Origin of the sequence: Micromonospora sp. LHW51205, assembly GCF_003315815.1 — a bacterium.
Lineage (GTDB): Bacteria > Actinomycetota > Actinomycetes > Mycobacteriales > Micromonosporaceae > Micromonospora > Micromonospora chalcea.
This window is the reverse complement of record NZ_QMEZ01000002.1, coordinates 162404-185910: the sequence shown is the minus strand read 5'-3', so window position 1 is coordinate 185910 and position 23507 is coordinate 162404. Positions and strand designations below refer to the sequence as shown.

Sequence of the window (23507 nt, the reverse complement as noted above, 5' to 3'; positions counted from 1 at the left end):
GGTCAGCCGCGTCGACCGAGCCGTGGCTCAGCGGGGCTGACGGTGGGCCCGGCCACGACTGGGAGGATCGCTATCTCGCACAGCGATCACCTCCTACGGTCGGCGGGGCCCGGAACGCGGGCGCAGACCGGCCCGCAGACCCGGTGATCGTACACCGGTGTGTGCGGGTGTCGCGCGCGCGGCCGCCGACCCCGGCGGCGCCGGCGTGTGACCTGCTCGGGTTAGCGCTTACCTACCGGTAACCCCTAGGCTCCGACCGGACCGAGAGATCACTGGAGCAGAGGGGGATCCGTGGCCCGTACGGTGCTGGTGACCGGCGGCAACCGGGGGATCGGCCTGGCCATCGCGCAGGCCTTCGCCAAGCAGGGCGACCGGGTGGCCGTCACGTACCGGAGCGGCGAGGCCCCGGAGGGCCTGTTCGGGGTGCGGTGTGACGTGACCGACGCCGAGTCGGTCGACGCCGCGTTCACCGCGGTCGAGGCCGAGCTGGGCCCGGTGGAGGTGCTCGTCGCCAACGCCGGCATCACCGACGACACGCTGCTCATGCGGATGTCCGAGGAACAGTTCACCCGCGTGCTCGACACCAACCTGAGCGGCTCGTTCCGGGTCGCCAAGCGGGCCTCGACGAAGATGCTCCGGAACCGGTGGGGCCGGATGATCTTCATCTCCTCGGTGGTCGGCCTCTTCGGTGGCGCGGGCCAGGTCAACTACGCGGCCAGCAAGGCCGGCCTGGTCGGTGTGGCCCGCTCGATCACCCGCGAGCTGGGCAGCCGCAACATCACCGCGAACGTGGTGGCGCCCGGCTTCATCGACACCGACATGACCGCCGGGCTGCCCGAGGAACGCAAGGCGGAGCTGCGCAAGGCGATCCCGGCCGGGCGGATGGCCACCCCGGACGAGGTCGCGGGCGTCGTCACCTGGCTCGCCTCGGACGCGGCCGGCTACGTCACCGGCGCCGTCATCCCGGTCGACGGCGGCCTCGGCATGGGTCACTGAGCAGAGCACGGAGGAGACACGCAATGTCCGGACTTCTCGCCGGTAAGCGACTGCTGGTCACCGGCGTCATCACCGACGCCTCGATCGCCTTCTCGGTGGCGAAACTCGCCCAGGAGAACGGCGCCCAGGTCGTGCTCACCGGCTACGGCCGGCTCTCCCTGGTGGAGCGGATCGCCAAGCGGCTGCCCGAACCCGCGCCGGTGATCGAGCTGGACGTCACCAGCGAGGAGCACCTGGCCGGCCTGGCCGACAAGGTACGCGAGCACGTCGACGGCCTGGACGGGGTGGTGCACTCGATCGGGTTCGCCCCGCAGAGCTGCCTCGGCGGCGGCTTCCTCGACGCCCCGTGGGCGGACGTGGCCACCGCGCTCCAGGTCTCCACCTACTCGTACAAGTCCCTGGCCATGGCCGCGCTGCCGCTGATGTCCTCCGGCGGCGCCGTGGTGGGCCTCACCTTCGACGCCACCAAGGCGTGGCCGGTCTACGACTGGATGGGCGTGGCCAAGGCCGGGCTGGAGTCCGCCTCCCGCTACCTGGCGCTGCACCTGGGCAAGCAGGGCATCCGCAGCAACCTGGTCGCGGCCGGCCCGCTGCGCACCATCGCCGCCAAGTCCATCCCCGGCTTCGACCAGTTCGAGGACGCCTGGACCGAGCGGGCCCCGCTGGGCTGGAGCCTCACCGACCAGGAGCCGGCCGCCCGGGCCTGCCTGGCGCTGCTGTCGGACTGGTTCCCGGCCACCACCGGCGAGATCGTCCACGTCGACGGCGGCTACCACGCCATCGGCGCCTGAGATGTAAGGAAGGGCCCCTTCTTAACGCCTCGCGCATAGGAAGGGGCCCTTCTTAACACCCCATGCCCGGGTGGTCACCGTGCCGACCAGGGGGCGTCGCCACACCGTCACGGCGGGCGAGGAAGAATGGACCCCATGGCGTACGACGCGTTGGTGCTGGTCTCCTTCGGCGGCCCGGAGCGGCCCGAGGACGTTCTCCCGTTCCTGCAGAACGTCACCCGGGGGCGGGGGGTGCCGCCGGAGCGGCTGGCCGAGGTCGCCGAGCACTACCTGCACTTCGGCGGGGTGTCGCCGATCAACCAGCAGTGCCGTGACCTGCTCGCGGCGATCCGCGCGGACTTCGCCGCCAACGGCGTCGACCTGCCGGTCTACTGGGGCAACCGCAACTGGGATCCGATGCTCGCCGACACGGTGGCGCGGATGCGCGACGACGGGATCACCCGGGCGCTGGCGTTCGTCACCAGCGCGTACGGCGGCTACTCCTCCTGCCGGCAGTACCAGGAGGACATCGCCTCGGCCCGCGCCGCGGTCGGCCCGGACGCCCCGCTGATCGAGAAGCTGCGCCAGTTCTGGGACCACCCCGGCTTCATCGAGCCGCACGCCGACGCGGTCCGCGCCGCGCTCGCCCAGCTCGACCCCGCGAAGCGGGACAGCACCCGGCTGGTCTTCACCGCGCACTCGGTCCCGATGTCGGCGGCCGCCAGCGCCGGCCCGCACGGCGGCCGGTACACCGCCCAGCTCGAGGAGGTCGCCCGGCTGGTGCACGCCGCGGCCGCGCCGGACCTCGCGTACGACCTGGTCTGGCAGAGCCGGTCCGGCCCGCCGCAGGTGCCGTGGCTGGAGCCGGACGTCAACGACCACCTGGCCACGCTGCCCGAGCAGGGCGTGACGAGCGTCGTGGTCAGCCCGATCGGCTTCGTCTCCGACCACCTGGAGGTGGTGTGGGACCTGGACACCGAGGCGCTGGAGACGGCCAAGCAGCTCGGCCTGGACTTCGTCCGCGCCGGCACCCCGGGCGTCGACCCGCGGTTCGTGGCGATGGTCCGCGAGCTGGTGCTGGAACGCACCGCCCCGGACGGCGAGCGGCTGCGCCGTCGGCTCGGCGAACTGCCGGCCTGGGACACCTGTCCGGCGTTGTGCTGCGTACCCCCGGCCCGCCGGCCCTGAGCCCGACCCGACGACACCCCTGGGGACGACACGATGCTTGACCGCAAGCCGGTGCAGAGCTGGCTCACCGACATGGACGGCGTGCTGGTGCACGAGGGACAGCCGGTGCCGGGCGCGCCGGAGTTCGTCAAGAAGCTGCGTGCCTCCGGCAAGCCGTTCCTGGTGCTGACGAACAACTCCATCTACACCCCGCGTGACCTCCAGGCCCGGCTGGCCCGGATGGGGCTGGACGTGCCGGAGGAGGCGATCTGGTCGTCCGCCCTGGCCACCGCCCAGTTCCTGGCCGACCAGCGGCCGGGCGGGACCGCGTACGTCATCGGTGAGGCCGGGCTGACCACGGCGCTGCACGCGGTGGGGTACGTGCTCAGCGACTTCGCCCCGGACTACGTGGTGCTGGGGGAGACGCGCACCTACAGCTTCGAGGCGATAACCAAGGCGATCCGGCTGATCAACGACGGCGCCCGGTTCATCTGCACCAACCCGGACGCCACCGGCCCGTCGATGGAGGGCGCGCTGCCGGCGGCCGGTTCGGTGGCGGCGATGATCTCCAAGGCGACGGGTGTCGACCCGTACTTCGTCGGCAAGCCCAACCCGATGATGATGCGCTCGGCGCTGAACACCATCGACGCCCACTCCGAGTCGACCGCGATGATCGGCGACCGGATGGACACCGACATCCTGTGCGGCCTGGAGGCCGGCCTGGAGACGATCCTGGTGCTCACCGGCATCAGCAGCCGGGCCGAGGCCGAGCGGTACCCGTACCGTCCGTCGCGGATCGTCGACTCGGTGGCCGACCTGATCGACGAGGTCTGAGCCGGGGTTCTACAGCCGCAGCGGCGCGTTGCAGGCGGCCACCAGGGCCTGCCGGCAGGCGGTGGTCAGCGGCCGCAGCGCCGCGTCGCGCTGCTGCGCCTCGTAGGTGTTCACCGCGCCGCCGGGCGCGCTCTCTCCGGCCAGCGCCAGCACCCGATCGAGTACGGCGGCGCGCGCGAACAGCCGGCGGGCCCGCGGGTCGAAGCCGGGCGGGAGGTCGGTGCCTCCGTCCGGGCGGCGCAACGCGGCGAGCGCACCGGCCAGCTCGGGCCGCCACTGCGCGACGTCGAGGCGGGTCAGCGTGGCTGTCGTCTCGGCGAGCACCGCGGAGAGTTCCGCCTCGGCCTCCGCCGCGCCGGGCGTGGACAGGGACGCCTTCGGCGCGTCCGCCGGCAGCGGGTGGACCCGCCAGAGCACTGTCTCCCAGGTCATCCCCGACCCGGAGGTGTGCGTGCGGACCTCCGGCACCAACCCCATGCCGCTGGCCACCACCGCCTCGCCGGCCACCAGCGCCGCCCCGGCGAACGCGCCCGGGCCGGGCAGGCCGCGCGGGTCGCCCGGCGCGGGCAGCACCAGCCGGATGTCGTCCGGGGAGTGCTTGGCCAGGCTGGGCAGCGCCTCCCGAAGGGACACGTCGGTCCAGGTGCCGGGTGCGTCGGCGACCAGGTGCTCCTCGTCGCCGGCGACCGCGTCGGCCACCTCGTCGAACGGCACCAGGCCGGCTCGCCAGGCACGCACCCAGGCGACGAACCGGCTCGACCGGCGCGGAGCCAGTGTGGCCGCGCCCGCTGCGGGGGAGGACATGCCGAAAGGGTACGTGCTCCGCGCCGCTGCTGTCTCGGCTGCCGCTCCGGTGGCGCGACCTGCCCCCAACTAACCCCTTCGCACCGTTTCGTGCCGACGGATGACGCCCCGGTCGGCGCGTCGGCGAGCGACACGCCGAGGTCGTGGCTAGCGTCTCCGGCATGGCGGGGCGATACGACGGCGACGTGCTGGCCGGCGACTGGCGGCGACGGAAGGTGATCCCCGAGGTCGACGCCGAGCCGGACCTGGTGGTCGAGGACGCCGACTCCGGGTTCTGCGGCGCGGTGGTCGGCTTCGACACCGGCGCGGTGGTGCTGGAGGACCGGCACGGGCGACGGCGAAACTTCCCGCTGCTGCCCGCCGCGTTCCTGCTCGACGGCCGGCCGGTCACGCTGCGGCGGCCGGCCCGCGCCCCGGTGCCTGCCGCGCGCCGCCGTACCGCGTCCGGCTCGATAGCTGTGGACGGCGTACGGGCGCAGGTCGCCAAGGCCAGCCGGATCTGGGTCGAGGGCGTGCACGACGCCGCGCTGGTCGAGCGGATCTGGGGCGACGACCTGCGCATCGAAGGCGTCGTGGTGGAGCCGCTGGACGGCATCGACGCGCTCGCCGACGAGGTACGCGCGTTCGCGCCCGGCCCCGGCCGCCGCCTCGGCGTACTGGTCGACCACCTGGTGCCCGGCTCGAAGGAGAGCCGGATCGTGGCCCGGGTGAACTCGCCGCACGTGCTGGTCACCGGGCACCCGTACGTCGACGTGTGGCAGGCGGTACGCCCGGACGCCCTGGGCATCGCGGCCTGGCCGGTGGTGCCGCCGGGGCAGCCCTGGAAGGAGGGGGTCTGCGCGGCGCTCGGGGTGGCCGAGCCGGCTGACATGTGGCGGCACATCCTGTCCCGGGTGGACAGTTTCGCCGACGTGGAGACGCCGCTGATCAACGCGATGGAGCGGTTGATCGACTTCGTCACCGAGCCTGTCTGAGAGGTCGGTTGCGGTTGAGGGCCGGGGGCGACCGTGCCCGGCTCCGGGCGGTCAGGCTTGATCCCTGCGCGGGTCACGGTCGCCCCCGGCCCCGCCGTGCGCCAGCGCCACCCGCACCCGCCCCGGCCCCTCGCGCCCCTGGCCCCCGCGCCCCGCCCGCCCCCGCCAGGGTGATCAAGGAGTTTGTGGGTGAATTGGAGATCAACGCGGACGCGAACTCCTTGATCACGGGGTGAGCGGTGCGGGTGTGCGCCGATCATGGAGTTGTGGTCCCCGCGGATCGGGCATAGCGGGCGGAATGAGGGCCACAAGTGCAAGATCGGCGGGGCGGGGCGGGGGCGAGGGGCGAGGGGCGGGAGTTACGGGAGCTCGTCGGGGGTTCGGGTCAGGACGAAGGTGGCTATGTCCAGGGCTACCGGGGTGCCTGATTCGTCGCGGATCACCGTCAGGATCTCGCCGTCCTGGGAGCCTGCGCGGCCCCGCCACCGGTCCGGGCCCTCGGGGGTGAAGCGCAGCTGCGGCCTGCCCACCTGGCCGCCGACCAGGTCGCCGGCGGCGTCGACGCGGAACTCGTACTCGCCGCCCATCCACCACCAGCGCCCGGTCAGCGCGGCCACGTCGGCGGCGGGCGGGTCGGCCGGGCGCCAGGGGGCGGGCGCGGCCGGTTCGGCGTCCAGCACCAGTGTGAGCGCCTCCCGGCCGAGCGCGCCGATGTGGTGGCCGCGCAGCCCGTACGAGTTGGCGAAGTTGACCACGGCGGTGCCTGTGGGCCGGTGCACGGCCAGGCCGGCGACGTACCCGGGCATGGAGCCGCCGTGTCCGACGTACACCCGGTCGCCGACCCGGTAGAGCTCGATGCCGAGGCCGTGCCCGCCGGTCCACGAGTCGAGGTCGTTGATGACCATGGGGGCGCACATCTCGGTGAGCGTGGCGGGGGAGAGCAGCGCCGGGTCCGGGTCGGCCAGGAACGTGGCCCAGCGGCCCAGGTCCTCGACCGTGGACCAGAGCTGGCCGGCCGGCGCCATCGCCGCGGTGTCGGTGCGCGGCTCCTCCCGCAGCGTCTCGTGCCACGGGTGGACGACGTAGCCGCGGGCGTACGGCTCGGTGGGGTGGTACGTGGTGCGGCGCATGCCCAGCGGGGCCAGCAGCCGCTCGGTCAGCAGCTCCGCCCAGGGCGTGCCGGTGATCCGTTCCAGCGCGGCGCCGAGCAGCCCGTACGCCAGGTTCGAGTAGTGGTAGACGAAGTGCGGCGGGTAGGCGATCTTGTCCGAGGTCAGCCCGGCGAGCAGGGTGTCCAGGTCCGTGCCCCCGACCCGCTCCCACCAGTCGCCGTCCGGCTCGCGTTGCAGGCCGCTGACGTGGCCGAGGAGCTGGCGCACCGTCACCGAGCCGACCGGGGTGCCGGGCAGGTGGGCGTCCAGCGGGTCGTCCAGTGACAGCCGGCCGGCGTCGCGCTGCTGCATCACCAGCACCGCGGTCATGGTCTTGGTGATCGAGCCGATCCGGTACTGCAGGTCGGCGTCGGGGCGGGGCGTCTCACCGGCGACGGCGAGGTGCGCCAGCCGGCCGTCGCGGACCACGCCGAGGGCGAGGGAGGGGCCCCGCCCCTCGGCCTGAGCCCGGGCGACCAGCAGGTCCACTTGACGCGCGGTCTCGGGCAGCAGGGGCATCTCGTCCTCCTCGTCGGCGGTGGGCGCGGTACGCCGAGCCGAGCCTAGCGATCATGACAGTTCGATGACACGTGCGTTGACGTGTCAGGATTGTTCTCGTGGACGCCGTGTTCTGGATCGTTCTGGGTGTGGTATTGGCGGTCGCCGAGATCTTTACGACGACGCTCTTCCTGATCATGTTCGGGGTCGGGGCGTTCGCCGCGGCCGGCGCTGCGGCGCTCGGTGCGCCGGTGGCGCTGCAGGCGGTGATCTTCGCGGTGGTGTCGGCGTTGTCGGTGGCGGTGGTCCGTCCGGTGGTCCGGCGGCACGCGCGGCCGGCGATCGAGACCGGGGAGCAGCCGTTCGGGGTGGAGGCGCTGGAGGGGGCCACCGCTGTGGTCCTGGAGCCGGTCGACTCCGAGCGCGGGATGATCAAGATCGATGGTGAGCTGTGGACGGCCCGCTCGTACGACGCGACGCGCTCGTACGCCGAGGGTGAGCGGGTGCAGGTGATCAAGGTCCGGGGCGCTACCGCCCTGGTATGGCAGGACGACATTTCTCCCCCGGGCGAGCTGCCCGAAGCGAAAAGGTGAACGGTATGGAGTTTCTGGCGATCCTGATGATCGCGGTGGCGTTGATCGGTGTGGTGACGCTGTTCAAGGCGGTACGGATCGTGCCGCAGCAGCGGCAGGACGTGGTGGAGCGGCTGGGCCGCTACAAGCGCACGCTGAACCCGGGCCTGAACCTGCTGGTGCCGTTCGTCGACGCGGTGCGCACCAAGGTCGACATGCGTGAGCAGGTGGTCAGCTTCCCGCCCCAGCCGGTGATCACCTCCGACAACCTGGTCGTCTCGATCGACACGGTCCTCTACTTCAAGGTGGTCGACTCGGTCCGGGCCACCTACGAGATCTCCAACTTCCTCCAGGCGATCGAGCAGCTCACCGTCACCACGCTGCGTAACGTGATCGGCTCGCTGGACCTGGAGCGCGCGCTGACCAGCCGCGAGGAGATCAACCGGCATCTGTCCGGCGTGCTGGACGAGACCACCGGCCGCTGGGGCATCAAGGTGACCCGGGTCGAGATCAAGGCGATCGAGCCGCCGCCGAGCATCCGCGACTCGATGGAGAAGCAGATGCGCGCCGAGCGGGACCGCCGCGCCGCGATCCTCAACGCCGAGGGCCACAAGCAGTCGCAGATCCTCACCGCCGAGGGTGAGAAGCAGGCCGCGGTGCTGCGCGCCGACGGTGACCGGCAGGCCCGGATCCTCCAGGCGGAGGGCCAGGCCAAGGCGATCCGTACCGTCTTCGACGCGATCCACACCGCCAACCCGAGCCAGAAGGTGCTGGCCTACCAGTACCTCCAGGCGCTGCCGCAGATCGCCAACGGCACTGCCAACAAGGTCTGGATCGTCCCGACCGAGCTGACCAAGGCCCTGGAGGGCATGGGCGGCGCGCTGGGCGGGCTGGCCAACATGGCCGGCGACGTGCCGTCGCCGGAGGCCGCCCGCAGCGCCGGCGAGGTCGAGCGGGAGGCCGCCGAGGCCGCCCAGGCCGCGGCTGTCGCGGCCCAGGAGATCCACAACGAGGTACGGGTGGCCGAGGCGCAGGCCACCGGCGGCAACGCCCCGCAGGGCCTGCCCGCGCCGGAGCCGGTGTCGCCGGCCAGCCTGGTGAACGACCCGGCGGACCAGCGCGAGCGGGGCTGACCGGCAAATCCGAGAAGTCCTCATACGGCGCTCCGGCGACTGCCACCATCGGTCTTGAGGACGGGTGGTGAGCAGGGCCGGAGCGCCGTTGCGTGTCCCGGGCCACCCGCGGCGCGAACGAGGTGACGCATGAAGGACCCGGCGAACCGGCTGTTCTCCCGTACCCCGGTCCCCGGCGCGCACGACCCCGCCGGGCCGATCGGCTCGCGGCGTACCGGAGGGGGGTTCGGGGTCCTGCCGTTCGTCTCCGAGCCCGGCCCGGGCGCGCCCGCCACCGACGCGACCTGGGCCTGGTCGATCCGCCGGTTCGCCCGCGCGGCGGTCTGGCTGCTGCCCGCGTACGCGGTGCTCTACGGCCTGGTGGCGATGGCCAGCGACGGCGGGGTGGGCAACGACCCGTACCCGGCCGACGGCCGGCCGCTCTACCTGGTCGGCTGGGTCGCCTCGGTGTGGCTCGGGCTGCTCGCCCTGCTCGCGCTCACCGGCCTGCTCGCCGCCACCCGCTGCCGCCGCGTCGCGCTGGCCGGGCTGCTCGCCAGCATCGGCGGGATGGTGCTGATGCTGCCGTTCGCCGGGCTGGCCGAGCAGACGCCGGTGTTCGGCGTGACCGCGCGCGGCATCGTGCTGTTCGGCGCCACGCTCTACAGCGTGGGCTGGTTCCTGACCGGCTGGTCGGTGGCCCGGTCCGGGATGTTCTCCTACGGCGACGGGACCATGCTGATGATCGCCGCCCCGCTGCTCGGCCTGGGCGGCGCGCTGATCGGCTCGCTGCAGACGTTCGGCGCGATCTTCGTGCTGGTCTCCGGCATCGGCATCGGCTACCGCAGCGGCCGCCTGGTGCCCGAGACCATCGCCCGGGACGCGGCGGCCGCCAGCGTCGCCGCCGCTCCGGTGCCGCCCGCGTCACCGAAGGGCCCACTCGGCGCCGGTTGACCGGTTCTTCAGCTGGGCGGCCGCCGTGAAGTAACTGACAGTTGCCTGGCGAGGTGGCCGGTAGGCGGCTTTCGTGGCAATCCTTGCCTTCATGCCGTCACCCAGGTCGCCGCTGTCGCGGCTGTTCACCGTGCTGCTGGCCGGCCTGCTCGCCGGGCTCGTCCTCGCGGTCGCCGCGCTTCCCGCCGGACTGCTCGGCGGGTTCGCCGCCCGGGCGGCGCTCGGCGCGTACGCGGACCTGCCCGACGCGCTGCGCACCCCGGCCCAGCCGCAGCGCTCCTACCTCTACGCCAACGACGGCAAGACGCTGATCACCACGTTCTACGACGTGAACCGCACCGACGTGTCGCTGGACGAGATCGCCCCGGTGATGCGGCAGGCGATCATCGCGGCCGAGGACCGGCGGTTCTACTCGCACGGCGGCGCGGACCTGCGCGGCATCGCCCGGGCGCTGGTGGCGAACGTCAAGGGCGGCGGTACCGAGCAGGGCGGCTCCACGCTGACCATGCAGTACGTCCGCAACGTGCTCAAGACCGACCCGAACCGCACGCCGGCGGAGCGGCAGGCCGCCATCGAGCAGACCGTCGGGCGCAAGCTCCAGGAGATCCGGTACGCGAACGCGCTGGAGCAGTCGCTGTCCAAGGACGAGATCCTCAACCGCTACCTCAACATCGCGTACTTCGGCTCCGGCGCGTACGGCGTCGCCGCCGCCAGCCAGCGCTACTTCGGCAAGGCCCCGGCCGACCTGACGCTGGGCGAGGCGGCGCTGCTCGCCGGTCTGGTCCAGTCGCCGGAGGCGTACAGCCCGATCGACGGCGACCTGGACCAGGCGCTGGCCCGCCGGGCGTACGTGCTGGACGCGATGGCCGAGACCGGCGCGATCACCGCCCAGCAGGCCGCGGCGGCGAAGGCGCAGGCGCCCACGCTGCGCCCGACCGCCCAGCCCAACGGCTGCACCGCCACCGCCCAGGGCCACGACGACTGGGGCTTCTTCTGCGACTACCTGCGCCGCTGGTGGCTCACCCAGCCCGCGTTCGGCGCCACCCCCGAGGAGCGCGAGCAGGCGCTGCGCCGGGGCGGCTACCGCGTCGTCACCACGCTGGATGCGAAGATCCAGCAGACCGCGCAGGAGCAGGCCACCAAGGTCTACGGGTACGGCAACAAGCGCGCGCTGCCGATCGCGGCGGTCGAGCCCGGCACCGGCCGGGTGCTCGCCATGGCGGTGAACCGGCACTACAGCCTCGACGCCAACCCGGACGGGCAGGCCAACCACCCGAACACGGTCAACCCGCTGATCTCCGGCGGCGCCAGCGTCGACGGCTACCAGGCCGGCTCGACGTTCAAGATGTTCACCGTGCTGGCGGCGCTGGAGGCCGGCAAGCCGCTGTCCACCGGCTTCGACGCCCCGAGTCGCCTGCCCACCCGGTACGCCTCGGACGACGAGGGCAACTGCGACGGCACCTGGTGCCCGGCGAACGCCAACCCGCAGTGGATGGACGGCTACCGGATGATGTGGGACGGCTTCGGCCGCTCCGTCAACACGTACTTCGTCTGGCTGGCCGAACAGGTCGGCGAGGACAAGGTGGTGGAGATGGCGCAGCGCCTCGGCATCACCTTCCGGGCCGACTCCGACGCCACGTTCGCCCGCGACCACGCCGCCGACTGGGGCGCGTTCACGCTCGGCGTGGCCGCCACCACCCCGCTCGACCTGGCGAACGCGTACGCGACGGTGGCCGCCGAGGGCACGTACTGCACGCCGCTGCCGGTGGTCTCGGTGACCACGCCCGACGGCGGGACCGTCGACGTGGGGCGACCGGAGTGCAAGCGGGTCCTCGACCCGGACGTGGCCCGGGCCGCCACCGACGCGGCCCGCTGCCCGGTCGGCCAGCAGTCGGCGTTCGGGCAGTGCAACGGCGGCACCGCCACCGCCGTCGACTCGATCGTCGGCCGCCCGGTCGCCGGCAAGACCGGCAGCTCGGAGCGGAACGCCACGGAGACGTTCGTCGGGTACACCCCGCAGGTCGCCGTGGCCGGCATCGCCGCCAACCCGGACGACGTCACCGACCTGGTCGGCTCCGCCGTGCAGGCGAAGGTGATCGACGCGGTCGCGCGGACCATCAGGACAGCGGTCACCGGCAAGCCGGTGGCCGACTTCACCGCGCCGAGCCGGGCGCTGGTCGGCGACCCGCAGCGCCCGCAGCCGCCCCGGCGGACCGAGCCGGACCGCCGCGAGCAGCGCGAGGACCGCGAGCTGCCCTCCGACGTGCTGCGCTGGCTGCGCGACCGCGGGTAAGGAAGGGCCCCTTCTTAACGCCTCCGGTAGTAAAGGGGCCCCTTCTTAACGCCGCCTCCCGGCGCGCGGCCACCCGCCGTCTCCGGTCGCCCCGGGCCGCCTTGATCACGTCCTGGCACCAGGTCCACCGGTCCAGCACCGCCACCCGGCCGGTCAGGCGGGCCACCGCCACGGTCCGGGCCATCGCCGCCGCGCGCACCGTCGCCTCCAGCGCCGGATGGACGGTACGGCCGAACAGCGCCAACCCGTCGGCCCGGCCGGGTGCCCGGGCCAGCGGGTTCCACAGTGGCCTCCCACCGGCGTTCTCGAAGTACCGCGCCCGGACACCTCGCCGGCGCAGCCGCTCGGCCAGCGCCTTCGCCTGGTTGGTCCTGCCGGAGCCGTCGACGCCGAGCAACGCGATCATCACAGGTCGGGCCACGCACCCGGATGGTGGCGGCGATCATCAACGGCCGCTGATGATCGACTTGTGATCGACCGGTGACGCCGGGCGACAGGCTTGGGCTCGCCTTCCGGCACCACGGAAGGCGTACCCGAATCGAGGAGGCGTCCATGGAGAAGGCCACGATCGAGCAGGCCGGCAAGAAGAAGCTCTCGCTGAAGGTCCGCAAGCTGGAGCGGCTGGAGACCACCGTCATCCGCGAGAGCAACGGCGCCTGATCCGCGCCGGCACCCCGGTCGCCGCCACCTACCGCGGCGGCCGGGGTGCCGCTTTCCCGTCTTCCGCCGAGCGTTAGTGAGGTTGCGGTCCCATGCTCAAGCCGCGCGTCAAGAGTGTCCACGAGCCCTACACGCTGCCGGGGAACCGGCTGATCATCGGTCTGATGCAGTACGGCGTCGCGTCGGAGATCCAGGACGACGAGGACGGCACGATCGCCCGCATCCTGACGTTGCTGGACGGCACCCGGTACGTGTGGGAGGTCTGCGCGGACCTCGCCGAGACGCACCCGGGCATCGACGAGGACAGCGTCCGCGAGGTGGTGGAGCAGCTCATCGCGCAGGGCTTCGTCGAGGACGCGGCGGCCCCGCTGCCCGACGGGTTCACCGCGGAGGCCGCGCAGCGCTACGACCGGGCCCGGCACTTCTACGCCTGGATCGACACCCAGCCCCGCAGCTCGCCCTTCGAGGTGCAGGCGCGTATCGGGCGGGCGCGGGTCTCCGTACTCGGTCTCGGCGGCACCGGCACGGCGGTCGCGGCCGGACTCGTCGCCAGCGGCGTCGGCGGCCTGCACTGCGCCGACTTCGACGTGATCGACCAGCCGAACCTGACCCGCCAGCTGCTCTACACCGAGAGCGACCTCGGCCAGCCGAAGGTGAAGGTCGCCGTGGACCGGCTGCGGGCGATGAACTCGCACGTCGACGTCACCGGGGAGGAGTGCCGGGTCCGCTCCGCCGACGACCTGGTGCCGCTGATGAACGGGCGGGACGCCTTCGTCCTCTGCGCGGACCGGCCCGTCGACCAGATCCAGGACTGGACGAACGAGGCGGCGCTGCGTACCGGCACGCCGTGGTTCATGGCGCTCTACACCGGGCCGATGACGGTCGTCGGCTCGTTCCTCCCGGGCCGCACCGGGTGCTACACCTGCCTGCGGCGGCGGCCGGACAAGCACGAGATCCAGACCGACGGCACGCCGCTGCGCGGCGGGGAACGACCGAACGCGGTGATCGCCGCCACCGCGAACGTGACCGGTCACCTCTGCGCGCTGGAGGTGCTCTACCACCTCGGCGGGCTGCCTCAGCAGGTGGCCGGGCGGGTCTTCCACCAGAACGCCGCGCGCTGGGACCACCACTACTTCATCGACGTGCCGCGGGACCCGGACTGCCCCTCGTGCGGTCCGCGCGGCGCGTGAGGACCGGGCGATGACGACCACCGGGGTCGAGGCGGCGCCGGATCTGGGCGCCGCGACGCGGGTACGGTTCCACCCGCTGCGGATCCGGCCGTCCGACGACGACCCGGACTCGGTGGTGGTGGGCCGGCCGGAGGTCGGCGAGTTCGTGGAGCTGCCCGCGATCGGCGTCCGTGCCGTCGAGCTGCTCGACGGCGGAGCGCCGATCGGCGTGGCCGAGGAACGGATCGCCGCCGACCACGACGTGGAGCTCGACCTCGTGGACCTGGTGCTCGCGCTGCGGGAGGCGGGCCTGGTGGCCGAGGTCGACGGCCGGCCCACCGGCGGCGCCCGCCGCGAGGACCGGCCGCACCTGCCCTGGCTGCGGGCCCGGCACGTGCGCTGGCTGTTCGGCCCCGCGGCGAAGGTGGCCTACGTCGCGCTGGTCGCGGCGACGCTGGCCACAGTGGTACGCCGTCCCGAGCTGCTGCCGTCGTACCGGGACTTCTTCTGGACCGACTACGTCGGTCTCGCCGTGCTCGTGAACACCGTGCTGTTCTCCGGGACGGCGGTGCTGCACGAGTTCAGTCACCTGGTGGCGGCCCGTTCGCTGGACGCGCCGGCCCGGATCCGGTTCGCCACCCGGCTGCACCATCTGGTCCTGGAGACCGACGTGACGGCCATCTGGTCGGTGCCGCGCCGCCACCGGTACCGCGTCTACCTCAGCGGCCTGCTCTGGGATTCCGCCGTGGTGTGCGCCGCGCTGCTGGTGATGGCGTACGCCCGGCCGCATCCGCTGGTCGGCGGCCTGCTGTCCGCCGTCGTCCTGGTGATCGTCATGTCGATGGCGCTGCAACTGCACGTCTACATGCGTACCGACTGCTACTTCGTCCTGCTGGACCTGCTGCGGTGCCGCAACCTGTTCCAGGACGGCTTCGCGTACGCCCGGCACCTGCTGCGCCGGGGTCTGCACGCGGCGCTTCCCGGCCGGGTGACGCCGTCGGCCGGGGACCCCACCGCCGTCCTGCCGCCGCACGAGCGGCGCGCGGTACGGATCTACGCGCTGGCGGTGGTGGCGGGCAGCGCCGTCGCGTTGTCCAGCTTCGTCCTGTTCGGAATCCCGATCGTCGCGCACGGCGCGATCCAGGCCGGCTCGGCCGTGCTGGCCGGCGCGACCGGCGGAAGCCTGCTCGCGGCCGTGGACGGCGCGCTCGTCCTGCTCGTCGAGGGCACGCTCCAGGCGATGTTCCTGGTCACGTTCTACCGCCGTCACTCCCGGCGGCGCCGGGCGCGGGCCACGTCCGGTCAAGCGCCGCACGCCGCGCCGGACCCGATCGGCTGACCACCGACGACGACCGGACACAGTGGTGTGTCCCCCCGGTCACCGCTGGTACGCGTCACCCCCTGGCCTCGCGCGAACTCGTCTAGGGTGGGGCCGGAGGGCGATCTTGACGTGGTCGCCCGGGTCCGCGCGCTTCGGGGGGAGCGAATGGTGCCGGCGGTCATGTTTCGGCTGCTCGGCCCGGTCGAGGTGTGCCTCGACGATCGGACGGTCCGCGTCGGTGGCCCCCGCAGTCAGGCCATGCTCGCCGCGTTGCTGCTGGAAGCCAACCGGATCGTCCCGGTGTCCCGTCTCATGGACGCGGCCTGGGGCGGCCATCCGCCGGCGAGCGCGGACGTCCAGGTCCGCAACCGGGTCGCGGCGGCGCGACGGGCGCTGCGCGCCGCCGGTCTGCCCGGCGACGTGATCGGCACCCACGGCTCCGGATATCTGCTCACCGTCGCCGAGGGTCAACTCGACCTGGACGTCTTCGAGGAACGGGTACGCCGGGCGGAAGGGCTCCTCGACCGGGGCGGCGCCCCCGGGGAGGCGGTGTCCGGGCTGCGCGAGGCGCTGGCGATGTGGCGCGGTCCGGCGCTCGACGGCCTGCGTACGCCGGCGCTCACCGCGGCGGCGCAGCGTCTCGACGAGCGGCGGATGACAGTGGTCGAGCGCTGCCTCGGCCTGGAGCTGGGCCTCGGCCGGTACGACAGCGTGATCGGCCGGCTCACCGAGCTGGTCGAGGCGTACCCGTGGCGGGAGTCGCTCGTGGGTCAGCTCATGCGGGCCCTCTACCTGGCGGACCGGCAGGGCGAGGCGCTGGACCGGTTCGACCAGTTGCGCCGCCGCCTGGCCGAGGAGCTCGGCATCGACCCCACGGCCCAGCTGATCCGGCTGCGCGACCTGATCCTGCGCAACGACCCCAGCCTCCGGTCGGCGCCCGACGCGGGGCCGGCCGTCGCGCCGTCGGACCACCCGCCCGGCTCCGGACCGGGCCAGGCCGCCGCCGCACAACACGGAGTCGCCGCACAGCACGGAGTCGCCGCACAACACGGTGCCGCCGGGCCGGACGGGGCCGCGCGCCCGCCGGTCCGGATGCTTCCGGCCGGCCTCACCGACTTCGTCGGCCGGGAGGAACAGATCGCGGCGGTCCTGGAGTGGCTTCCGGAGCGGCCGGCGGTCGCCGTGACGGCGATCAGCGGCCTGCCCGGCGTCGGCAAGACCACCCTCGCGGTCCGGATCGCCCACCAGCTCGGCCCGGCGTACCCCGGTCCGCACCTCTACGTGGACCTGAACGGGCACGACCATCCGGCGCCCCCGGTCGAGGTGCTCGGGCGGTTCCTGCGGGCGCTCGGCGTGCCCGGCGCCCAGATCCCGGCGGACCTGGAGGAACGCGCCGCGCTGTTCCGGGGCGCGATGGCCGAGCGGCCCGGAGTGGTGCTGCTGGACAACGCGGCCGACGCGGCGCAGGTGCGCCCCCTGCTGCCCGGTACGGACACCGTCGTGCTGGTCACGAGCCGGCGCGCGCTCGTCGACGTCGACGGCGCCCACCAGCTGCGGCTGGAGCCGCTGCCCGAGGCGGACGCGCTGCGGCTGCTGGCCGGCATCATCGGCCCGGACCGCGTCGCCGCCGAGCCCGGCTCCGCGTCGGACGTCGTCCACCACTGCGGGCTGCTGCCGCTGGCGGTGCGGATCGCGGGCGCCCGGCTGGCGATACCCGGCGTGCTGTCGCTGCGGCAGGCGGCGGCGCAGCTCGCCGAACTCTCGCACCGGCTGGACCATCTCGCCCGCGCCGACCGCAGCGTACGGGCGGCGTTCCACTCGGCGTACGTGGCGCTGGACGAGCCGGTCCGCCGGCTGCTGCGCCGGTTCGCGGTGCTGGACCTCGACCGGGCGCCGCCGTGGCTGCCCGCCGTCCTGCTCGACGACGAGGCGGGCGCGGCGGACGCGGTCACCGGCCTGGCCGAGGCCAACCTGGTCGAGGTGACCGGACCGGACGAGCTGGGCCAGGTCCGCTATCACCTCCACGATCTGGTCCGCGCCTTCGCCCGGGAACGCGCCGCGCGGGAGGAGGGGCCGCGGGAACGGCCGGAGGTGCTGCGGCGTGTCTTCGGCACCTGGCTGACGCTGGTCGAGCAGGCCCGGGTGGCGCTGAGTCACGAGGGCGGCGCCGCCATCGTCGCCGACCTGCCGAGGTCACCGGCGCCCACCGGCGAGCACCTGAGCGACCCGAAGCGCTGGTTCAGCGCCGAACGGGCCGCCCTGCTGGACAGCGTCGAGCAGGCCGCCGCGACGCCCGGCCTGGAGGACTACTCCTGGGCGCTGGCCTGGCACTGCGACTACTACCTGTTCGTCGACGCCCGGGTGGACGAGCTGACCCGGGTCACCGAGACCGGGCTGGCGGCCGCCGAGCGCCGGCGGCACCCCGAGGGGATCGCCCGGCTCCGGCTCTGCGTGGCGTTCGCGGCCCTGCTACGCAGTGACCTGGAGGCCGCGCTCGGCCACGCGCGGGCCGCCGCGGCGGCGGCCGAGCCGCTCGACCAGCCCTGGCTGCGGGCCGACATCGCCGGGGTCGAGAACCAGGTGTACGAAGGGCTGGGGGACCGTCCGGCGGCACGCGCCAGCCTGGTCCGCTCCATCGAGCTGTACCAGGAGGCCGGCGACGAGGTGGCCGCCGGACCGAAACTCGCCCGGCTGGGCGTCCTCCAGTTCCAGGAAGGCGATCCGGCCGCCGGGGAGACGCTCGCCCGGGCCGTCGCGCTGCTGCGGGCCGCCGGCACGCCCCGGCCGCTCGCGTTCGGACTGCGCGCGTCGGGCCGCTGGCACGACCACCGTGGCGCGGTGGACGAGGCCCGGGCGGCGTACCTGGAGGCCCTGGAACTGGTCCGGCGGCACGGTGACCGGCTCGGTGAGGTGGCGCTGCTCAGCGAGGTCGCCGCGATGCTCGCGGGGCACGGCCGGCTGGGCGAGGCGGCCGGATACGCCGACACCGCCCTGGAGCAGGCCCGCGAGATGCGGGTCGCCGCCTACCTGGCCTACGCCCGGTACGCCCAGGGACGGATCAGCCTGATGTCGGGCGACCCGGCGCGGGCGCGGGTCCTGCTCGAACAGGCGGCCGACGACCTGACGGCCAGCCCGCCGCTGCAGCTGGAGGCCCTGATGGACCTGGCCCGGGCGGTGGAGCGGCTGACCGGGGCCGAGGCGGCCCGGGACGTCTGGCGACGCGCCCACGAGGTGGCCGCCCGGATCGGGGCCACCGCCACGGCGGACGAGATCGAGCGGCGGCTGGCCGGACCGTAGCCTGGCCGGGAGTCGTCGGGGCCGGGTTGTCGGATCCGGCCGGGCGGCTCCGACCCACCGGCGAGCGCGCCCGACCGGGACGCGCCGCAACGCGGAGGAACACATCATGGGCAACGTCATCTACGGGGTGCACACGTCGGTCGACGGCTTCATCGAGGGCCCGAACGGTGAGTTCGACTGGCCGGAGATGGGGGAGGAGCTGTCGGCGTACTCGATCGACCTGGCCGAGCGGGCCTCCGCCTTCGTCTACGGGCGGCGGGTGTGGGAGATGATGGCCTCCTACTGGCCGCAGGTCGAGTCGATCTCCGACCACCCGCACGACCTGGCGTTCGCGCCGATCTGGCGGCGTACCCCGAAGATCGTGGTCTCCCGCACGCTCGCCGAGGCTCCCCACGGCGCCGTGGTGGTCGGCGGCGGCGACCTGGCGAAGGAGTTCGCCGAGGTCCGCGAGCGGTTCCCCGGCGACCTGCTGGTCACCGGCGGCACCGGCGCGGCGACGGCGCTGGCCGCGCTGGGGCTCGTCGACACCTACGAGGTGATCGTGCACCCGGTGGTGCTCGGCGGCGGACGGCAGGTGCTGCCCGACCTGGCCCGCCAGCACCTGCGGCTGGTCGAGACGCGTCAGTTCGACGGGCGGTCGGTGCTGCTGCGCTACGCGCGGGCCTGACGCCTCAGCGGCCCCGGCGGCGGGGCCGGTACGTGGCGAGCGCGGCCGGTACGCCGCGGCGCACGATGCCGGCCCGGTCGCTGTCCCCGCGCAGCACCGCCGCGGCGGTCTTGCGGGCCTGCTCGGCGGTGAAGTGCGGCGGCAGCATCAGCTCGGCCGGGTCCACCACCGCGTTGACCACCACCGGCCGGTCCGCGTCGAGCACCCGCTGCCACAGGCCGTCCACCCGGTCGGGGGAGTCGACAAGCTCACCGCCGAGGCCCAGCACCTCGGCCCACCTGTGGTACGCCACGTCCGGCAGGTCCTGGCTGTCCGGGAACATCGGCGTGCCCTCGCTGGACCGCTGCTCCCAGCTGACGAACGCGAGGTCACGGTTGTTGAGCACCAGCACCACGAACCGGGGGTCGGCCCACTCCCGCCAGTACTTCGCCACAGTGATCAGCTCGTTGACGCCGTTCATCTGCATCGCGCCGTCGCCGAGCAGCGCGATCACCGGGCGGTCCGGGTGGGCGAACTTCGCCGCCAGCGCGTACGGCATGCCGCCGCCCATGGACAGCAGCGTGCCGGAGAGGCTGGCCAGCATGCCGGGGCGCACGCGCACGTGCCGGGCGTACCAGGCGGTGGCGGTGCCGCAGTCCACGGCGAGCACGGCGTCGTCCGGCAGCGCGTCGTCGAGCGAGGTGAACAGCGACTGCGGGTTCACCGGGTCGGCCGGCTGCGCGGCCACCTCGCGTTGCGCGGCCCGCCACTTGCCGGTGGCGTCGGCGATGGTGGCCCGCCAGGCGGTCGGGCCCGGCCCCGGGCCCAGCTCCCGGAGCAGGGCGCGCAGCGTCGGTCCGGCGTCGCCGGTCAGGTTCACCTCGGTCGGGTAGCGCAGCCCCATCCGGCTGCCGTCGATGTCGATCTGCACCGCCCGGGCCTGCCCCTCCGGCGGGTAGAACTCCGAGTACGGCATCTGGCTGCCGACGATCAGCAGCCGGTCGCACTCGCGCATGAGTTGCCAGCTGGGGCGGCTGCCGAGCAGGCCGATCGCGCCGGTCACCCAGGGCTGCCGGTGGTCGACGGCGGTGAAGCCGAGCAGCGCGGTGGCCACCCCGGCGCCGAGCCGGTCGGCGATCCGGCGTACCTCGTCCTCGGCGCCCAGCGCGCCCTGCCCGACCAGCATCGCCACCCGCTGGCCGCCGCGCAGCACCTCGGCCGCGCGGCGCACGTCGGCCTCCGGCGGCACTGTCGGCTCGCTGCTCGGCACCGCGCTGGTGTGGTAGTAGCCGTGCGCGTGCGGCGGGTGCGGCACCGCCGGCAGGTCCTGCACGTCGGAGGGAAGGACCAGGGCGGTCACGGTACGCCGGGCCAGCGCGGTGCGGCAGGCCCGGTCCACCAGGTGCCGGGCCTGCGACGGATCGTCGAGCTGGGCCAGGAAGGCCGACGCCACGTCCTTGTAGAGCGAGAGCAGGTCCACCTCCTGGTAGTAGCCGCCGCCCTCGGCGGGCAGCGCGGTGTGCCCGAGCAGCGCCACCACCGGCTGGTGGTCGAGCTTGGCGTCGTAGAGGCCGTTGAGCGCGTGGATCGCGCCCGGGCCGCTGGTCACCACCACGCAGCCGAGCGGGCCGCCGCCGTACTTGACGTGCGCGCCGGCCGCGAAACCGGCGGTCTCCTCGTGCCGGACCTGGATGAACCGGGCGCGTCCCTCGGCGCGTTGCAGCGCCGAGGTCATGCCGTTGATCCCGTCGCCCGGGTAGCCGTAGTAGCGATGTACGCCCCACTCGGCGAGCCGGGCCACCAGGTAGTCGGCGACTGTGGCGTCGCGGGGGAGGTTGCCGTCGTGATCCGCGCCCATCGTGGTCCCTCCGTCGCGTCGGCCTTCGGGCTCCGTTCCCCGCCCGGGGCGGCGGAAACCCGGCCCGTGCCGGGGCGCCCCCGGCGGGCCGGGCAGAATCGCGTGGTGCCCGTCCACGAGATCACCGACCCCGACGACGACCGGATCGCCGACTACCGCGCGCTCACCGACGTGGAGCTGCGTACCCGCTGGGAACCGCCGCACGGGCTGTTCATCGCCGAGGGGGAGCTGGTGCTGCGGCGGGCGCTGCGGGCCGGCTACCCGGCCCGGTCGTACCTGGTCGACGCCAAGCGCGTGGACCAGCTCGCCGATCTGGACACCGGTGACGCGCCGGTGTACGCGGCCACGCCGGACGTGCTCCAGCGCGCCACCGGCTTCCACGTGCACCGGGGCGTGCTCGCGTCGTTCCACCGCAAGCCGCTGCGCTCGGCCGACGAGGTGCTGGCCGCCGCCCGGCGGGTGGTGATCCTGGAGGACGTCAACAACCACACCAACCTGGGCGCGATCTTCCGGGGCGCGGCAGCGCTCGGCGTCGACGCGGTGCTGCTGTCGCCGACCTGCGCCGACCCGCTCTACCGGCGCAGCGTACGGGTCAGCATGGGCGAGGTGTTCGCGGTGCCGTACGCGAAGCTCGACAGCTGGCCCGGCGGGCTGGACCAGGTCCGGGCGGCCGGGTTCACCGTGCTCGCGATGACGCCCGCGCCTGATGCCGTACCGATGCAGCGGCTGACCCCGGCGCAGCGCGAGCGGGCGGCGTTGCTGCTCGGGGCGGAGGGGCCGGGACTGACCGCGGCGGCGCAGGCCGCCAGCGACGTGCGGGTGGTGATCCCGATGCGGCGCGGCGTGGACTCGCTGAACGTGGCCGCCGCGGCGGCGGTGGCGTTCTGGGAGCTGGGGCGGGACGACCCGCTCTGACGACCGGCTTGCATGACCATGCGACGGCGTGCATAATCTTCCTTGTGTCCAAGGTTCTCACCTCCCTGCCCATCGGCGAACGTGTCGGCATCGCCTTCTCCGGCGGCCTCGACACCTCGGTCGCGGTCGCGTGGATGCGCGACAAGGGCGCCATCCCGTGCGCCTACACCGCCGACATCGGCCAGTACGACGAGCCCGACATCGCCTCGGTGCCCGGCCGCGCCCACACCTACGGCGCCGAGGTCGCCCGCCTCGTCGACTGCCGCGCCGCCCTGGTCGAGGAAGGACTGGCGGCGCTGACCTGCGGCGCCTTCCACATCCGCTCCGGCGGGCGGGCCTACTTCAACACCACGCCGCTGGGCCGGGCCGTGACCGGCACGCTGCTGGTGCGCGCGATGATCGCCGACGACGTGCAGATCTGGGGCGACGGCTCGACGTTCAAGGGCAACGACATCGAGCGGTTCTACCGGTACGGCCTGCTGGCCAACCCGCAGCTGCGGATCTACAAGCCGTGGCTGGACACCGACTTCGTCACCGAGCTGGGCGGCCGCACCGAGATGTCGGAGTGGCTGCTGGAGCGCGGCCTGCCCTACCGGGACAGCACCGAGAAGGCGTACTCCACCGACGCCAACATCTGGGGCGCCACCCACGAGGCCAAGACGCTCGAACACCTGGACACCGGCATCGAGACGGTCGAGCCGATCATGGGCGTGAAGTTCTGGGACCCGTCCGTGGAGATCCCCACCGAGGACGTCACCATCGGCTTCGACCAGGGCCGCCCGGTGACGATCAACGGCAAGGAGTTCGGCAGCGCCGTCGACCTGGTGCTGGAGGCCAACGCCATCGGTGGCCGGCACGGCCTGGGCATGTCCGACCAGATCGAGAACCGGATCATCGAGGCCAAGAGCCGGGGCATCTACGAGGCCCCCGGCATGGCGCTGCTGCACGCCGCCTACGAGCGGCTCGTCAACGCCATCCACAACGAGGACACGCTCGCCAACTACCACAACGAGGGCCGCCGCCTCGGCCGCCTCATGTACGAGGGCCGCTGGCTGGACCCGCAGGCGCTGATGCTGCGCGAGTCGCTGCAGCGCTGGGTCGGCACGGCGGTCACCGGCGAGGTCACGCTGCGGCTGCGCCGGGGCGAGGACTACTCGATCCTCGACACCACCGGCCCCGCGTTCAGCTACCACCCGGACAAGCTGTCGATGGAGCGCACCCAGGACTCGGCGTTCGGCCCGGCCGACCGGATCGGCCAGCTCACCATGCGCAACCTCGACATCGCCGACTCCCGCGCCAAGCTGGAGCAGTACGCCTCCGTCGGCATGGTCGGCGGCGGCAACCCGCAGCGGGTCGTAGGCGCCGCCCAGGCGGCCTCGACCGGGCTGATCGGCGCCATGCCGCAGGGCGGCGCCGAGGCCATCGCGTCCCGGGGCGTGCCCACCGCCGAGGACGAGGCGCTCGACCGGGCCGCCATGGAGTTCGGCGTCGACTGATCCGCCGTTGGCCGGCTCGT

18 protein-coding genes are annotated in these 23507 nt (G+C 73.6%); 15 read left to right on the top strand and 3 right to left on the bottom strand.

Annotated features, from left to right (window positions below):
• The first annotated feature begins 291 nt into the window (after positions 1–291).
• The 4 genes from fabG (at position 292) to DQE82_RS08745 (ending at position 3767) form a co-directional block, all read left to right on the top strand.
• Entirely contained in the window at positions 292–996 is a 705-nt protein-coding gene (fabG, locus tag DQE82_RS08760; protein ID WP_043329724.1) for a beta-ketoacyl-ACP reductase, read from the top strand.
• Positions 997–1019: 23 nt separating this feature from the next.
• Positions 1020–1787: an enoyl-ACP reductase FabI gene (gene fabI, locus DQE82_RS08755; protein WP_043329725.1), complete on the top strand. Its 768-nt coding sequence runs from the start codon at positions 1020–1022 to the stop codon at positions 1785–1787.
• A 135-nt stretch (positions 1788–1922) separates the two neighbouring features.
• A complete protein-coding gene (locus tag DQE82_RS08750; RefSeq protein WP_064445353.1) occupies positions 1923–2954 on the top strand; it encodes a ferrochelatase in 1032 nt (343 codons plus the stop codon).
• 33 nt (positions 2955–2987) lie between these two features.
• Entirely contained in the window at positions 2988–3767 is a 780-nt protein-coding gene (locus DQE82_RS08745; RefSeq protein WP_043329726.1) for an HAD-IIA family hydrolase, read from the top strand.
• Between the two features lie 9 nt (positions 3768–3776).
• Here the strand turns inward: DQE82_RS08745 and DQE82_RS08740 are convergent, their stop codons facing one another.
• On the bottom strand, positions 3777–4571 hold the full coding sequence (locus DQE82_RS08740; protein ID WP_030504270.1) for a hypothetical protein: 795 nt from the start codon (positions 4569–4571) through the stop codon (positions 3777–3779).
• A 161-nt stretch (positions 4572–4732) separates the two neighbouring features.
• Between DQE82_RS08740 and DQE82_RS08735 the strand changes: the two genes are divergently transcribed.
• Positions 4733–5545, top strand: coding sequence for a DUF3097 domain-containing protein (locus DQE82_RS08735; protein WP_113972456.1), 813 nt, complete (start codon positions 4733–4735; stop codon positions 5543–5545).
• A gap of 359 nt (positions 5546–5904) precedes the next feature.
• Here DQE82_RS08735 and DQE82_RS08730 read toward each other — a convergent pair whose 3' ends face one another.
• Complete coding sequence (locus DQE82_RS08730) at positions 5905–7215, bottom strand: serine hydrolase (protein ID WP_113972455.1); 1311 nt, start codon at positions 7213–7215, stop codon at positions 5905–5907.
• Between the two features lie 98 nt (positions 7216–7313).
• Here DQE82_RS08730 and DQE82_RS08725 point away from each other — a divergent pair, with 98 nt between their 5' ends.
• From DQE82_RS08725 to DQE82_RS08685, 8 genes are all read left to right on the top strand, one after another.
• Positions 7314–7787 (top strand): NfeD family protein, encoded by a 474-nt coding sequence (locus DQE82_RS08725; RefSeq protein ID WP_104114608.1) that lies wholly within the window; start codon positions 7314–7316, stop codon positions 7785–7787.
• A 5-nt stretch (positions 7788–7792) separates the two neighbouring features.
• Entirely contained in the window at positions 7793–8899 is a 1107-nt protein-coding gene (locus DQE82_RS08720) for an SPFH domain-containing protein (RefSeq protein WP_043329729.1), read from the top strand.
• 129 nt (positions 8900–9028) lie between these two features.
• Entirely contained in the window at positions 9029–9832 is an 804-nt protein-coding gene (locus DQE82_RS08715; protein WP_113972454.1) for a hypothetical protein, read from the top strand.
• A 91-nt stretch (positions 9833–9923) separates the two neighbouring features.
• Positions 9924–12125, top strand: coding sequence for a transglycosylase domain-containing protein (locus tag DQE82_RS08710; RefSeq protein ID WP_233514617.1), 2202 nt, complete (start codon positions 9924–9926; stop codon positions 12123–12125).
• 752 nt (positions 12126–12877) lie between these two features.
• Complete coding sequence (locus DQE82_RS08700) at positions 12878–13975, top strand: TOMM precursor leader peptide-binding protein (RefSeq protein WP_113972452.1); 1098 nt, start codon at positions 12878–12880, stop codon at positions 13973–13975.
• Positions 13976–13985: 10 nt separating this feature from the next.
• A complete protein-coding gene (locus DQE82_RS08695) occupies positions 13986–15293 on the top strand; it encodes a hypothetical protein (RefSeq protein WP_113972451.1) in 1308 nt (435 codons plus the stop codon).
• Positions 15294–15455: 162 nt separating this feature from the next.
• Complete coding sequence (locus DQE82_RS08690; RefSeq protein WP_158559970.1) at positions 15456–18572, top strand: BTAD domain-containing putative transcriptional regulator; 3117 nt, start codon at positions 15456–15458, stop codon at positions 18570–18572.
• A gap of 106 nt (positions 18573–18678) precedes the next feature.
• Positions 18679–19239: a dihydrofolate reductase family protein gene (locus DQE82_RS08685; protein ID WP_043329738.1), complete on the top strand. Its 561-nt coding sequence runs from the start codon at positions 18679–18681 to the stop codon at positions 19237–19239.
• Positions 19240–19243: 4 nt separating this feature from the next.
• Here the strand turns inward: DQE82_RS08685 and DQE82_RS08680 are convergent, their stop codons facing one another.
• Positions 19244–21076 (bottom strand): thiamine pyrophosphate-requiring protein, encoded by a 1833-nt coding sequence (locus tag DQE82_RS08680; protein WP_064445360.1) that lies wholly within the window; start codon positions 21074–21076, stop codon positions 19244–19246.
• Between the two features lie 66 nt (positions 21077–21142).
• Here DQE82_RS08680 and DQE82_RS08675 point away from each other — a divergent pair, with 66 nt between their 5' ends.
• Positions 21143–21991 (top strand): RNA methyltransferase, encoded by an 849-nt coding sequence (locus DQE82_RS08675; protein ID WP_233514616.1) that lies wholly within the window; start codon positions 21143–21145, stop codon positions 21989–21991.
• Between the two features lie 44 nt (positions 21992–22035).
• Positions 22036–23487: an argininosuccinate synthase gene (argG, locus tag DQE82_RS08670; protein ID WP_064445361.1), complete on the top strand. Its 1452-nt coding sequence runs from the start codon at positions 22036–22038 to the stop codon at positions 23485–23487.
• Positions 23488–23507 lie beyond the last annotated feature (20 nt).

Bases quoted from the DNA above. Each gene is read 5' to 3' on its own strand.
- DQE82_RS08690 (WP_158559970.1), top strand. From the start codon at position 15,456: ATGTTTCGGCTGCTCGGCCCGGTCGAGGTGTGCCTCGACGATCGGACG.
- fabI (WP_043329725.1), top strand. From the start codon at position 1,020: ATGTCCGGACTTCTCGCCGGTAAGCGACTGCTGGTCACCGGCGTCATC.
- DQE82_RS08720 (WP_043329729.1), top strand. From the start codon at position 7,793: ATGGAGTTTCTGGCGATCCTGATGATCGCGGTGGCGTTGATCGGTGTG.
- DQE82_RS08730 (WP_113972455.1), bottom strand. From the start codon at position 7,215: ATGCCCCTGCTGCCCGAGACCGCGCGTCAAGTGGACCTGCTGGTCGCC.
- DQE82_RS08700 (WP_113972452.1), top strand. From the start codon at position 12,878: ATGCTCAAGCCGCGCGTCAAGAGTGTCCACGAGCCCTACACGCTGCCG.
- DQE82_RS08695 (WP_113972451.1), top strand. From the start codon at position 13,986: ATGACGACCACCGGGGTCGAGGCGGCGCCGGATCTGGGCGCCGCGACG.
- DQE82_RS08680 (WP_064445360.1), bottom strand. From the start codon at position 21,076: ATGGGCGCGGATCACGACGGCAACCTCCCCCGCGACGCCACAGTCGCC.
- DQE82_RS08710 (WP_233514617.1), top strand. From the start codon at position 9,924: ATGCCGTCACCCAGGTCGCCGCTGTCGCGGCTGTTCACCGTGCTGCTG.
- DQE82_RS08715 (WP_113972454.1), top strand. From the start codon at position 9,029: ATGAAGGACCCGGCGAACCGGCTGTTCTCCCGTACCCCGGTCCCCGGC.
- DQE82_RS08685 (WP_043329738.1), top strand. From the start codon at position 18,679: ATGGGCAACGTCATCTACGGGGTGCACACGTCGGTCGACGGCTTCATC.
- DQE82_RS08745 (WP_043329726.1), top strand. From the start codon at position 2,988: ATGCTTGACCGCAAGCCGGTGCAGAGCTGGCTCACCGACATGGACGGC.
- DQE82_RS08750 (WP_064445353.1), top strand. From the start codon at position 1,923: ATGGCGTACGACGCGTTGGTGCTGGTCTCCTTCGGCGGCCCGGAGCGG.
- DQE82_RS08740 (WP_030504270.1), bottom strand. From the start codon at position 4,571: ATGTCCTCCCCCGCAGCGGGCGCGGCCACACTGGCTCCGCGCCGGTCG.
- DQE82_RS08735 (WP_113972456.1), top strand. From the start codon at position 4,733: ATGGCGGGGCGATACGACGGCGACGTGCTGGCCGGCGACTGGCGGCGA.